The sequence below is a fragment of the Methylobacter marinus A45 genome (assembly GCF_000383855.1).
Classification (GTDB): domain Bacteria; phylum Pseudomonadota; class Gammaproteobacteria; order Methylococcales; family Methylomonadaceae; genus Methylobacter; species Methylobacter marinus.
This window is the reverse complement of record NZ_KB912877.1, coordinates 419229-433219: the sequence shown is the minus strand read 5'-3', so window position 1 is coordinate 433219 and position 13991 is coordinate 419229. Positions and strand designations below refer to the sequence as shown.

Sequence of the window (13991 nt, the reverse complement as noted above, 5' to 3'; positions counted from 1 at the left end):
ACAGGTTAGACTACGTCGTCCAGTTCTTCGGCCGATTGTAAGGTTTTTTTCGATCGGTAATTTGGCGCTATGCTGATCAGTAACGTCAATAAGGTTGCCGCATAGGGAACAGCCTGTACTGATAGCACAGCTGTCCATAGTCTGCCGCTCAGATTATCGAAATGGTCCAGGGACAACATTAAGGTAATGGCTGCACCTAATAAAATCAGCAATATCAATTCTTGACGTATGGTCATTAAACCTTCGAACAGAGGGCCTTGCTTTTCGTATTTAGGCGTACGCATAAATGGCTTGTTGGATGTGAATAATCCCTGGATCGTGCCCTTGGCGACTGTATGCGTCAGGGCTAATCCAGATAAAGCCGCTCCTAGCGAATGCCAGACCGAACAAGGGACACGCGCCTGATACAGCCATAAGCCGCGCAGGACTTTAAAGCTGAATATACCGATCGTCGGCAACAGGAAGGCATTGACCGGCAGCTCGCTGTGTGTCGGATCCAGTGCAATAAAGCCGGTCAATATCAGACTTGCCGTGGTAAATAACAAGGCTAACGCATCCGAAAACCAAGGTAACCAGCCAGCCACAAAATAATACCGCTGCGCGGATGTCAGTGGTGATTTTTTCGTAGGCAGGAAGCTGCGCCAATGAGCTTTAATAATCTGCATCGCGCCATATACCCAGCGATACCGCTGAGTCATATAACCGGACATGGTGTCAGGCATCAAGCCGCGTCCAAACGAATCCTTGACATAGACCGAGTCATAGCCCGCTTCATACAGACGCAGCCCCAGTTCACTGTCTTCACAAATACACCATTCGGCCCACTTACCGACCTTTTCCAAGGCCGATTTCCGAATCATGGTCATTGTGCCGTGCTGGATAATGGCATTGTATTCATTCCTTTGTACCATGCCGATATTGAAGAAACCGGCATATTCCCAGTAACAGAAGGCTTTGAAAGTGCTCACATGCAGGTCACGGTAGTCTTGGGGCGATTGTACGAAGCCGACGTTTTCATTGTCGAAATAGGGCACCATGCATTTAAGCCAATCAGGTGAAAGAATATAATCGCTGTCGATGACAGCGATGATTTCAGCATCTTCAGCGGTTTGTTCGAGCGCATGATTGATCGCGCCAGCTTTAAAGCCCGGCCAGTTTTCCAGATGAAAGAAGCGGAATCTTGGCCCCAGGCGCTCGCAGTCATCACGCACCGGCTCCCAAACCGCAGGGTCCGTGGTGTTATTATCCATGATCAGCACTTCCAGATTGGGGTAATCGACTACCGCCAGCGCTTCAAGCGTTTTGCGCACCATGGCCGGCGGTTCATTGTGGATAGGCAGATGCAGCGATACTTTCGGGTATCTGAAATCAGGTCCCGGCGTCAGCGGTTCGAAGGTCCTGGCGGTTTTTTTATGCCATACCACTTCCGCGATCTCCAGGCTTTCAATCATCAGGATAATCACCGCCAATATCTGCATCAATATCAGTATGACCCAGAAGGCGATAGTGAGAGGCGAGTGGTATTGTTGGGCGCCAATTGACGCGGACCAGAAAATTACCGATGCAGCAAGGTTGGCCATGACGCCGAAAAAAACCATACCGGGCAGTTTGATGCTACGGCGCGTGAACAGGAAGACAGCCATTAATAAGACACTGAAAATGGCCGCACCTGCCGCCCAGTGTTTCCAGGCCGGCAAGGCCAGTACGTCGCCCTCTAATGGGAATTTCGGTTTACGGTCGGCATCGAACACGCCCCAATAAGCGCCGGCAGAACCTTCCAGTGCCATTTTCCAGGGTTGGTCAAAGGCTTCAACTATGTAGTAAACGAGTTTTTCATCTGTGGCGCGGTTCAGGAATTCGCGTAGGAATTTTGCTTGGTTGGACCGCGATGCCGTTGCGTGCTTGAAAGGTTGGCCATTGGACGGCCAGCCTACTTCGGTAATAACGATAGGCTTATTCGGATAGTGTTGCTTCAGTTCATTATAACGGTAAAAAACATAATCAACCGCATCATCGATATTAATTCCTTCCCAATAGGGCAGGATGTGAACTGCGATGTAATCCACTTCATCGACTAAATCCGGATGTTTAAGCCATAGATCCCATGTTTCAGCAGTGCTGACCGGCCGCCAGGTACGTTTACGCACCTCGCGTAAATATTCAATCAACTGTTGCTTGGCTTGCATTTGTTGCTCTTCATTCTTCTGGTGGCGCAGCAGAAACTCATTGCCAACCAAGAGTCTGACGATTTTGGGATTGTCCTGGCGACTGACTTGAATAAGAGTTTCGATTTCTTGCCGATTCGCTTCCAAGTCATCATCAATCCAAGCGCCGAGCGATACATTTAAGTTGTGTTTGGCGGCGAGTCCGGGAATTTTATCTTGTCCTCTTAATACGCTATAGGTACGGACGGCATGTACTTTTCCGGAAAGCAGAGCCAGATCTTCCTCGATTTCAGCTGTAGTGGGGAATTGATTATTTTCCGGAGAATGGTTTTTTCGCCTGGGATCGAAGGTCAATCCCATCATGGGTTTGTTCCATGACTTTAACTGCAGGGGGTTATTGGTGTAGCTCCAAATACTGAAATTTATGACGACTAGCAAGGCGAGTGCAATAACAGTAACTATTTTTTTCATTCAGTTGCTCGAAAATTAACGCTAAAGCGAAAAAATTTTGGGTTGAGGGACTTGTAGGGTATACGGCTATTATTTATGTAAACTTAATTTTCCATCATAAGGTTTAAACCACCGGCTTTAGCCGGTCAGCTTTAGCTGCGATAATCTGGCCAAGGCGGTGGCAATGGACTATAGATATGGCAGCCATACGGTTTATCAAATTGAGTACCATTTTGTTTGGGTAACCAAGTATCGTTACAAAGTGCCGAGTGGTGAAATAGCAGAGCGAGCAAGAGACTTGGTGCGCCAAACCTGCGAAGCGTTTGAGATACGAATTATAAAAGGCGTAGTGAGGAGGAGTTTCCGCACTTGAAGAAAGCGGTACTGGAGAAGACATTTTTGGGCGCGCGGTTATTTTTGCGCCACCGTTGGCCAGATGACCGATGAGATGATCAAACAGTATTGGAGCATCACTTTGAACCTAGTCCAAACGATAATTTTAAAATGGCGCCTGATTAAGACGCGTCGTTTAGTCGACGCGTATCCGGACTTTCAGTCCATTATTCGAACCCACCCGCTTGAGCGGGTGGTTGTTTAGTAACCATGGGTGGAGTAAACAATCATTCCTTTGGTGAATCGAAATGACTGATTTTGATGGTTCTTTTAAGTTTATGGAATGTGTCGAATCGATTTAACCACCATTTTACACCTGTTCCAAAACTGACAAGAATTTATTTGCTGGCGTTGCGCATGGAGCGCTTTTTTCCGTGCTTGCGGCACTTTATTAAATCAATCTCAATTCACTCACGAGTAGCAATAAGTGAGTGGTTATGCATCGCATGCTGTTTGCCTGCCGGCTTTACGTTCGGCATCCCGGGACTAATCCGCTTGCGGCTGCGTGACCTTATTCAGTCGGGTAAGAGGAGTTATAAATCCTGCTTCACGCCAGGTTTTAAATTAGGCCAGTGACTGAAAGCAAACACCCAGACCATTATAATGTTAACGACCGGTATCAATAGGCAGAAAACCCAAGCCTTATGCAAGCCTGCTTTATCCAGTATTTTGGCTCCCAACCATAAGACAAAAGCAACGAACACGATTATCAGGGCCGCTTCCATTTCATCCCTCCATCAATGTCTTTTTGATTGGGCCAAGGCGCAAAGGCAAGCTGCAAAAAAATCAGCAACAATCCAAATCCAGGCAAGAACACCAATAATGCCCATGCCGGATGGAAGCCCGCTTTTCTGTAAATCAGACCAACGGGCAGGACTATCATTAAGCCGACAATAATGACGCGACCTATTTCAGGGAACATATTCTTTAACGGATATGATGAATGGAAGCTGAATATTTTTTAAAATTGAGCTTAATCCTTTTTTATGTAAAGGTCGGTGATCGTACCGGCAATCATTTCGGCGGCAAAAGCGAAAGTTTCGGATAGTGTCGGGTGAGCGTGCACGGTTAAGCTGATGTCTTCCGCATCGGCGCCCATTTCCAAAGCCAGTACCGCTTCGGCGATTAATTCGCCGGCATTGGGCCCCACTATGCCGGCTCCGAGAATCCTGCCAGTCTCTTTTTCGCAGAGTATTTTAGTCAAGCCTTCCTTGCGCCCCAGGCTTAACGAGCGACCGCTGGCCGCCCACGGAAAAATGGCCCTGTCGTACTCGACGCCTTGCTGTTTAGCCTGATTCTCAGTCAATCCCATCCAGGCTACTTCGGGGTCCGTATAGGCAACGGAAGGGACGGTTAATGCATCAAACCCGGCTTTTAAGCCGGCAGCCACTTCCGCGGCAATTTTGCCTTCATGGCTCGCTTTATGGGCCAGCATGGGGTTGCCGACTATATCGCCTATGGCAAAGATATGCGGGACATTGGTGCGTTGTTGTTTGTCGACGGCGATAAATCCCATGTCATCAACCTGGACACCTGCTTGTTCGGCAGCAATGGACTTGCCGTTTGGCCTGCGCCCTACGGCTACCAGAACCGCATCGTATAGATCTGAATCAGGAGCGCCTTTACCCTCAAAAGACACTTTCAAGCCTTCTTTAAGCGCTTCAACAGAGGATACGCGTGTTTCAAGCCAGATGTTTTTGTATTGTTTTTTAATACGTCGATACAAAGGCGTAACCAGATCGTTATCGCAGCCAGGTATGATTTGATCCATCAGTTCAACAACACTGATTTCCGAACCCAAGGCATGATAGACGGTGGCCATTTCCAGTCCGATAATACCGCCGCCGACAATCAGCAATTTTTTCGGAATCTCTCTTAATGCTAGTGCATCGGTTGAATTCCACAAACGCGGGTCATCGTTAGGGAAGGTCGGTATTTTGGTCGCATGTGATCCTGCGGCTATAATGGCTTGATCAAAACGGATGGTTTGTGCGCCGGCTTCGGCTTGTACTTCGAGCGTATTGGCTGAAGTAAATTTGCCGGTGCCCTGTATCACGTTTATTTTGCGCTGTTTTGCCAATCGAGCCAGACCATCATTCAAAGCGCCTGATACGCTTTCTTTCCATGCGCGAATCTTGTCGATATCGAACGTTGGCTTGCCATAATGGACGCCGTGATGTTCGAATTCCTCCGCTTCATGGACGATCTGTGCAATATGCAGTAAGGCTTTGGATGGAATACATCCGACATTCAGGCAAACGCCACCTAAAACGGCATGACGTTCGACCAGTACCACCTGTTTACCCAAATCAGCCGCGCGGAAAGCGGCTGTGTAGCCGCCGGGGCCGCCGCCCAGCACCAGAACTTCTGCGTGCAGTGATTCATCATTAATCGCCGGATTAACATCCATCTTATTTCCCCTGATTAAAGTAGCAAGCGACGGATATCGCTTAAGTTTTGTTTGATGACTGCCATGAAACGAGCACCTTCCGCGCCATCAATCACGCGGTGATCATAAGTCAGATCCAGAGGCAACATCAGGCGAGGTATAAATTCCTGTCCATTCCATACTGGCTGCATTTTAGAGCGGGTAACGCCGAGAATAGCTACTTCAGGAGCATTAACAATAGGTGTGAAAGCCGTGCCGCCGATACCGCCGAGACTGGAAATCGTGATACAGCCACCTTGCATATCCGCCGGCATAAGCTTGCCTTGACGCGCTTTTTCGCTTTTTTCAGCCAGTTCAGTCGATAATTCGTTGATGCCTTTCGTATCGACATCGCGAATCACTGGCACGACAAGGCCGTTCGGTGTGTCGACTGCAATGCCAATATTGAAATATTTCTTATAGATCAATTTTTCGCCGTCGGCAGATAAAGAGGCGTTGAACTGAGGGAATTGCTGCATGGCGGCAACCAGAGCCTTGATGATAAATACCAATCCGGTGATTTTTGTGCCGCCAGCTGCTTTTTCGGCGTTGAGCGTATTGCGGAATGCCTCCATTTCCGTAATATCAACCTCTTCATGATACGTGACCATTGGCAGGTTCAACCAGGCGCGACTCAGATTTTGTCCAGTCAAACGTTTTATTTTGCTGAGCTTTTGTTCTTCAATGGCGCCGAACTGGGAAAAATCTACCGCCGGTATTGATGGAATTCCCGCGCCGCCTTGAGCAAAACCTTCCGTCATCATTTGTTTGACGAAGCTTTTTACGTCTTCTTTTAATATGCGTCCTTTCCGGCCGCTGCCTTTTGTGATTTTGCTGATATCCACGCCCAGTTCACGGGCAAAAAGCCGGACAGCCGGCGTGGCATGCGCGACTTTGGCGGGGGAGGGTTCTGCAATTGGCTCAGGTGCGGATACAGGCTCTGGAGCTGGCTTGGATTGGGGGGGCGCTTGAACTGGTTGTTCGGGTGCCTTTTTTTCCGGAGCAACTTCTTTGGATTCTGGTTGTGCCGGTTTTTCAGCGGCAGCCTGCTCCGTACTTGGCGACACAGTTGCAATTAATGAACCTTCCGAGACTTTATCGCCGACCTTTATAAATACTTCTTGTACAGTACCTGCCGCGCTGGCGGGCAGGTCCATACTGGCCTTATCGGTTTCCAGTACTGCCAGAGTCTGATCCAGTTGTATAACATCACCTGGTTTAACCAGGACATCTATAACATCGATATCCGAGAAATTGCCAACATCAGGCACTTTTAATTCGATTAGAGAAGCCATTTTGATTCCTTTTCTCAAGTTAACCAGGGAGCCGTAACATCGGGAGCTATGCCGTACTTGGCAATGGCCACCTCTACTTTTGCCGGGTCAAATTGTCCCAAATCCGCCAGGCTTTTCAGGGCCGCAACGGCAATATGATAACGATCAACTTCAAAGAATCGGCGCAGTTGCTCTCGCGTATCGGAGCGGCCAAAACCGTCGGTGCCGAGCACGGTATAAGGCGCTTTGATATAAGCCCGAATTTGATCGGCAAAAGCACGGTTATAATCACTGGCGGCAATGACTGGTCCTTGAGCATTGTTCAGGCAGTTGGCGACATGCGATTGTTTCGGAGTTTCGGTCGGATGCAACCGGTTCCAGCGCTCGCAGGCCCGACCCTCTCTCGCCAGTTCGGTAAAACTCGGACAACTCCACAGATCGGATTCGACGTTCCAGTCATTACGTAATAATTCAGCGGCAAACTCGACTTCACGGAAAATAGTCCCCGAACCCAGTAATTGTACTCGCGGATTATTTTGTCCGGCGCCGCGGCGGAAGCAGTACATGCCCTTAATGATATCCTGTTCTATACCTTTGGGCATCGCCGGATGGGCATAGTTCTCATTCATCACGGTAATGTAATAGAACACGTTTTCCTGTTCGACATACATGCGCCGCAGACCGTCTTGAATGATTACTGCCAGCTCATAGGCATACGTTGGGTCGTAGGAGACACAATTGGGTACGGTCGCTGCAATCAAATGGCTGTGCCCGTCTTCATGCTGTAGACCCTCGCCATTCAATGTCGTTCTTCCAGCTGTGCCACCCAGCAGGAAGCCACGAGTACATTGGTCGGCGCCAGCCCAGATCAGGTCGCCCACACGCTGAAAACCGAACATGGAGTAATAGATGAAAAACGGAATCATCGGCACGCCATGGGTCGAATAAGAGGTGCCCGCAGCAATCCAGTCACAAAGGCCGCCGGCTTCATTGATACCTTCCTGCAGTACCTGACCGTGCTTGTCTTCTTTATAGAACATGAGCTGGTCGGCATCCTGCGGCGTATATAATTGTCCGACTTGTGACCAGATGCCCAGTTGTCTGAACATGCCTTCCATGCCGAAGGTGCGCGATTCGTCAGGTACGATAGGAACGATGCGTTTGCCGATATTCTTGTCTTTGATCAGTATGTTGAGCAGGCGCACGAAAGCCATGGTTGTCGAAAATTCGCGACCTTCGCCGCCGGCTTCCAGTAGCGGTTTAAAGTCCGCCAGTACCGGCACATCCAGCGCATGGGATTTGGTTCTTCTAAAGGGTAAATGGCCGCCTAAGTTAAGGCGCCGTTGCTTCATGTATTCCTTCTCTTTCGAACCCTCGGGGAAAGTGAGATAAGGTAAGTCATTCAGCTCTTCGTCAGAGACAGGCAGTTCATAGCGATCGCGGAACCGGGTCAGCGAAATTAAACTCATCTTTTTCTGTTGATGAGTAATATTCTGCGCTTGTCCCGACTCGCCCATGCCGTAACCTTTAATGGTTTTAGCCAGAATAACAGTCGGCTGTCCTGTATGGTTGGAAGCGGCATGGAAAGCCGCATAAATTTTGGCAGGATCATGGCCGCCACGATTTAATTCCCAGATGTCGCGGTCAGACCAGTCGGAAACCATGGCCTTCAGTTCGGGCGTGTTAAAGAAATGCTCGCGTACATAGGCGCCGTCTTTGGCTTTAAAAGTCTGGTAGTCGCCATCGACACACTCCATCATGCGCGCTACCAGTAAACCGTCTTTATCGCGTGCCAGCAGCGGATCCCAATGATGCCCCCAGACCAGCTTGATCACATTCCAGCCGGCGCCGCGGAATTCGCTTTCCAGTTCCTGGATGATTTTGCCGTTGCCACGTACCGGGCCGTCGAGTCGCTGCAAGTTGCAGTTGATGACAAAAATAAGATTATCCAGTTTTTCACGGCCGGCCATGCCGATTGCGCCCAATGATTCTGGTTCGTCTGTTTCACCGTCGCCGAGAAAGGCCCAGACTTTTCGTCCTGTCGTATCGGCAAGGCCCCGGTCCTGTAAATAGCGCATGAAGCGTGCCTGATAAATGGCCATAATCGGGCCTAATCCCATCGACACGGTCGGGAACTGCCAAAAATCGGACATCAGCCAGGGATGGGGGTATGAGGATAAACCGTTGCCATTGACTTCCTGGCGATAGTTATCAAGCTGTTCCTCGGTGAGTCGCTCCAGCAAAAATGCACGGGCATAATCACCCGGGGCTGAATGGCCCTGAGTAAAAATCAAGTCGCCATCGTGCTGCTCGGATGGGGCATGCCAGAAATGGTTGTAGCCGACATCGTATAAAGTCGATGCCGATGCAAAGCTGGCGATGTGGCCGCCGACATTAGTATGTCTATTGGCTCTTAGTACCATCATCATTGCATTCCAGCGGACATAAGAGCGGATTTTATACTCTATCGTGGTATTGCCGGGGAACTGTGCTTGTTGGGCAACGGGAATGGTATTGATATAGGCGGTGTTGGCGCTGAATGGAATGTCCAGACCAGCGTGACGGGTTGCGGCGACTAATTGCTCAATCAGAAAATGTGCGCGAGCACCGCCTTCCCGCTCTAATACGGCTTGCAGAGCTTCAATCCATTCTTTGGTTTCTGCCGGATCGACGTCATCCTGCCCGGTAATCTCTGAAATTAAAGTTTTGTTCATGTCTGATCCTAATTGGAGCGGGTATACATAGCTTATTAAAATTATTATTTGGAATTGTATCCAGTGATTTTGCCGTAATTTTTACAGGCTTAAAATTGCGAGTCCAGAAACAACATGACTGTAAATCAAGGTCAAAATATGCCGATGATAGCTAAAGGCGAAGCCCCACACCAGCTGTCAAGCCGGATAAAATAGCATTTTTGACGCCAAAATTAAATAGTGAATGGTTTATATTTAAGTGTTTATCAAGCTCGACTCTTTTATTGTTTACAAAGTATTATGCATTTGGTACCAGTTGTTATGAATAAGGATTTGGTTGTAAATAATCTTCCTGTTTAAACATCGTTCGCGAGCGATGCGCTTCACTGCGTCGCCTAGTGAGCCTGCTTTTGGTCGGTACATTCCATGCAAGATTCTAATTTCAGGAAGTCATTTTTAGCCAAATCCTAAGTGCATAAATTGTGAGTCCATAGACCCGAAGTGCGATTCGGATTGATGATATAGAGCCTGAATGAGGGCAGGCAAAAAAACGAAAGCTATAAAATTGTGCACAAAATTAGAATATGCTAATATTCTATTTGAGTATTGTTCTTACAGTTAAACAGGCGCAATATAGTCTTGGATTATGTTGATTATTATTTAAAGCAAAAATGTAAAACAACCAGCAAGAGGGTGTAACATGGCTCGTATAGTGATTTTAGGTGCCGGTATTGGCGGCGTACCGATGGCTTATGAAATGAAGGAAACAGTAGGGAAAAATCATGATGTGATTGTGATTTCCGATACGCCTACATTTCATTTCGTGCCATCGAATCCTTGGGTTCCACCTCGGTGGCGTAAGCCGGAAGAGCTGAAGATTGAATTGGCGCCGGTTATGAAAAAAAAAGGTATAGAGTTCATCCAAAAAGCAGCATCAAAAGTTGATCCTGCAAACAATCAGGTACAACTGGTAGATGGTTCTGCCGTGCCTTATGATTTCCTGGTTATTGCGACCGGCCCCCGCCTGGCATTCGATGAAGTGCCCGGATTGGGTCCTGAGGGCTATACTTCATCGGTCTGCCATGTCGATCATGCTGAAGTTGCAGTCCGTGATTGGGATAAATTCATGGAAAATCCGGGCCCTATTGTTATCGGCGCAGTCCAGGGCGCATCCTGCTATGGTCCTGCGTATGAGTATTTAATGATTATTGAAACGGAATTGCGTAAACGTAAGATTCGCGATAAGGTGCCGATGACTTTTGTCACGGCTGAGCCGTATATCGGTCATTTGGGTCTGGGGGGTGTAGGCGATACCAAAGGATTGCTTGAAAGCGCACTGCGGGATAAGAGCATTAAGTGGATAACCAATGCCAAAGTCGACAGGATTGAGGATGGCATGATGTATGTCACGGAAGTCGATGATGAAGGCAAGGAAAAGAAAAAACACGAGTTGCCGTTTAAGCATTCGATGATGTTGCCTGCTTTCACCGGCGTTGATGCGGTACGTAATGTCGATGTGTCAGGCTTGGTGAACCCGCGCGGTTTTGTTCTGGTGGATGAACATCAGCGCAATCCAACCTTCAAAAACATCTATTCAGTCGGTGTCTGTATCGCGATTCCGCCGGTTGAACCAACGCCGGTACCAGTAGGTGCGCCAAAAACCGGCTATATGATTGAATCCATGGTAACGGCGACTGCCCATAATATCGCCAGTGAACTGGAGGGCAAGGAGCCGACTTATGTGGCTACGTGGAATGCTCTGTGTCTGGCTGATTTTGGCGATTCCGGTGTCGCGTTTATGGCCAAGCCGCAAATCCCGCCGCGAAATGTGACTTGGTCATCGGAAGGCAAGTGGGTGCATCTGGCGAAAATCGGTTTCGAGAAATATTTTATGCGCAAGATCAGAAAAGGCATCAGTGAGCCGTTTTACGAGAGACTGATGCTTAAGTTGATGGGTGTTGTACGCTTAAAGTAGAGGAGAATAGATGACTATTGATCGCATGGTGTTTGCTGTGGCGGGCAGCTTTATTCTGATCAGTCTGCTGCTGGCGCATTATCATTCTGAAAACTGGCTGTGGTTTACGGCGTTTGTCGGGGCAAACTTATTGCAGTCGTCTTTCACTGGTTTTTGCCCATTGGCTATGGTATTAAAAAAGCTGGGCTTTAAGTCCGGCTGCGCTTTTTAAACATAGTGTTTGCAGAAACGTAGCGGCATGTGAATCTTCGCTTGCTTCGTTTCTGCGGCAAACTTTGTTTTCCGGTATAATTCACCTATTTTTTAACTCAAGGTTAAGGCGTTATGTCGGAAATCAATAAAGTAGTACTGGCTTATTCCGGAGGTTTGGATACTTCCGTCATTCTCAAATGGTTACAGGATGTTTATTCCTGCGAGGTTGTCACTTTCACTGCCGATCTGGGCCAGGGTGAAGAGGTCGAGCCGGCCCGGGCCAAGGCGCAAGCACTGGGCATCAAGGAAATCTATATTGAGGATCTGCGTGAGGATTTCGCGCGAGACTATGTTTTTCCGATGTTCCGGGCCAATACGATTTATGAAGGTGAATATCTGCTCGGCACATCGATTGCCCGTCCTTTAATCGCCAAACGGCTCATTGAAATCGCCAATGAAACCGGTGCCAGAGCGATTGCTCATGGCGCAACCGGTAAAGGCAATGATCAGGTACGCTTTGAGTTGGGCGCCTATGCTCTGCGTCCTGACATTCAAGTTATCGCACCCTGGCGCGAATGGGATTTAACTTCCCGGCAGAAACTGCTGGCTTATGCTGAACAGCATGGCATTCCGGTTGAAATGAAGAAAGGCAAGGCATCGCCTTATTCAATGGATGCCAATCTGCTGCATATTTCCTATGAGGGCCGAATTCTGGAAAATCCCTGGACCGAGCCTGAAGAAGATATGTGGCGCTGGACCGTTTCGCCCGAAGCGGCTCCTGATCAGCCGACTTATATCGAATTAACATATCGTCAGGGCGATATTGTTGCGATAGATGACGTTCCTCATACGCCTGCCGAAGTCTTGCAGAAGTTAAACAAAATTGCCGGAGAAAACGGCATAGGACGTCTCGATATCGTCGAAAACCGTTATGTTGGCATGAAGTCGCGAGGTTGCTATGAAACACCGGCCGGCACCGTCATGCTGAAAGCGCATCGTGCGATTGAATCATTAACCCTGGACCGCGAAGTGGCACATCTGAAGGATGAATTAATGCCGCGCTACGCGTCGTTGATCTATAACGGCTACTGGTGGAGCCCCGAGCGCAAGATGTTGCAGCAAATGATCGATGCGTCTCAGGAGCATGTTAATGGCAAAGTCAGACTGAAACTTTACAAAGGCAATGTCATCGTGGTCGGTCGGTTATCTGAAGCTGATAGTCTGTTTGATGAAAGTATTGCTACATTCGAAGAAGATGAAGGTGCTTACAATCAAAAGGATGCTGAAGGTTTTATCAAGTTGAACGCATTGAGGTTGAGAATAGCAGCTAAAAGAAAACGCTGACTCAAAAATTCAGTCGTATGGATTTAGTCTGTACGGCTATCCTTTGCATTTTAATAGGGTAAGAATGCTTTCGTTTTCTTAATTTATTTTTTTAATAATAAATAACACGTATACCCGTAAGGGTATGCGTATGGGCTGTCGATCCACTACATGGACAGGAGAAAGCAGTCAGTCATTTCCTCTGTTCACTCTGTTCTTGATGATGAGCTTCTTGCGGTCGCGGTTCCCCATGTCAGGATACGAAATGAACTTTTGGCCAAAAGGTCGGCGATGCATTGAATATTTGCGATGAAGTTGATCGGTGGTGAAGGCTATTCCATAAAACACAGGACAAATTGCATTAAACTTGTATAATTACCTGATTAGGTAGTGGTGCTACCAAATTATAAAAATAATATTTTTTCGGCCGGACATTGTTTTTCATTGGCTCCCGGTTGAGAGGAAGTGAATAATGAGCGATATGCGAGAGATAAATTCAGAGATTATTGATGCTCATGGGCGTCGCTCTGTGATTCTGCAAACAATACCGTCGCACCAGGGATTAATGAAAATTAACAAGTTGTTGCTGATTGTAGTGTTTATCTTGATGACTGTTGTTTTTATATTAGGCTTTTTATTATTTCCCGCGCACGATGTTATGCCTAATTATAAAAAAATCACGCCTTCCGAAATCTATACCTCCGGAATGAATTCGGTGTTATCTGCTGAAGTTAATACGTTAAAAGGGCAACTTATCGGTTTGGTCAGTGGTTCAATAGAAAGTAAACTAAGAATTTTGGAAGAGAGTATACGCTTGGGCGCTGTTTCGAGTTCTTTGGGGACAATAGAAGATTTAAAGAATGATGTAAGAGTATTGCGATCTTATTCAGATTCCGCTAAAAAAGAGCCGGCGGAAATTGACAGTGAGCGACTCATGCAGGAAATGTCGCACCTGAAAAACCTTATCTATCTTAGCCTTGCTTCTTGTGGATTGATGCTTGCCGCAATTGCCGGAATCTGGATCAGAAACAGTAACCGGTTACCTTATAATAAGGAAGTAAAAAGGGGATATTTAGGTAAGCGTTGAATTTTGTTGAT

Annotated in this window: 9 protein-coding genes and 1 pseudogene; 5 read left to right on the top strand and 5 right to left on the bottom strand. The window is 47.7% G+C overall.

Annotated features, from left to right (window positions below; all coding sequences use genetic code 11):
- Positions 1–5: 5 nt before the first annotated feature.
- Complete coding sequence (locus tag METMA_RS0101810) at positions 6–2636, bottom strand: glycosyltransferase (RefSeq protein ID WP_027146959.1); 2631 nt, start codon at positions 2634–2636, stop codon at positions 6–8.
- Positions 2637–2793: 157 nt separating this feature from the next.
- On the opposite strand from METMA_RS0101810, the pseudogene METMA_RS26170 reads away from it, so the two are divergent.
- Positions 2794–3134, top strand: a pseudogene (locus METMA_RS26170) (transposase).
- A gap of 583 nt (positions 3135–3717) precedes the next feature.
- Here METMA_RS26170 and METMA_RS0101800 read toward each other — a convergent pair.
- The 4 genes from METMA_RS0101800 to aceE are packed head-to-tail and all read right to left on the bottom strand — an operon-like array spanning position 3718 to position 9424.
- The gene (locus METMA_RS0101800; RefSeq protein ID WP_020157348.1) at positions 3718–3930 is read right to left on the bottom strand and encodes a hypothetical protein; all 213 of its coding nucleotides are present in this window, start codon (positions 3928–3930) and stop codon (positions 3718–3720) included.
- Between the two features lie 51 nt (positions 3931–3981).
- On the bottom strand, positions 3982–5418 hold the full coding sequence (gene lpdA, locus METMA_RS0101795; RefSeq protein ID WP_020157347.1) for a dihydrolipoyl dehydrogenase: 1437 nt from the start codon (positions 5416–5418) through the stop codon (positions 3982–3984).
- Between the two features lie 14 nt (positions 5419–5432).
- A complete protein-coding gene (gene aceF, locus METMA_RS0101790; RefSeq protein WP_020157346.1) occupies positions 5433–6731 on the bottom strand; it encodes a dihydrolipoyllysine-residue acetyltransferase in 1299 nt (432 codons plus the stop codon).
- Between the two features lie 14 nt (positions 6732–6745).
- The gene (gene aceE / locus METMA_RS0101785) at positions 6746–9424 is read right to left on the bottom strand and encodes a pyruvate dehydrogenase (acetyl-transferring), homodimeric type (RefSeq protein ID WP_020157345.1); all 2679 of its coding nucleotides are present in this window, start codon (positions 9422–9424) and stop codon (positions 6746–6748) included.
- Between the two features lie 679 nt (positions 9425–10103).
- On the opposite strand from aceE, the gene METMA_RS0101780 reads away from it, so the two are divergent.
- The 4 genes from METMA_RS0101780 (at position 10104) to METMA_RS0101765 (ending at position 13980) form a co-directional block, all read left to right on the top strand.
- Positions 10104–11378, top strand: a complete 1275-nt coding sequence (locus METMA_RS0101780) for an NAD(P)/FAD-dependent oxidoreductase (protein WP_027146957.1) — start codon at positions 10104–10106, stop codon at positions 11376–11378.
- 10 nt (positions 11379–11388) lie between these two features.
- Positions 11389–11589, top strand: a complete 201-nt coding sequence (locus METMA_RS0101775) for a YgaP family membrane protein (RefSeq protein ID WP_020157343.1) — start codon at positions 11389–11391, stop codon at positions 11587–11589.
- A gap of 113 nt (positions 11590–11702) precedes the next feature.
- A complete protein-coding gene (locus tag METMA_RS0101770; RefSeq protein WP_020157342.1) occupies positions 11703–12914 on the top strand; it encodes an argininosuccinate synthase in 1212 nt (403 codons plus the stop codon).
- 451 nt (positions 12915–13365) lie between these two features.
- Positions 13366–13980, top strand: a complete 615-nt coding sequence (locus METMA_RS0101765; protein WP_020157341.1) for a hypothetical protein — start codon at positions 13366–13368, stop codon at positions 13978–13980.
- Positions 13981–13991: the final 11 nt, after the last annotated feature.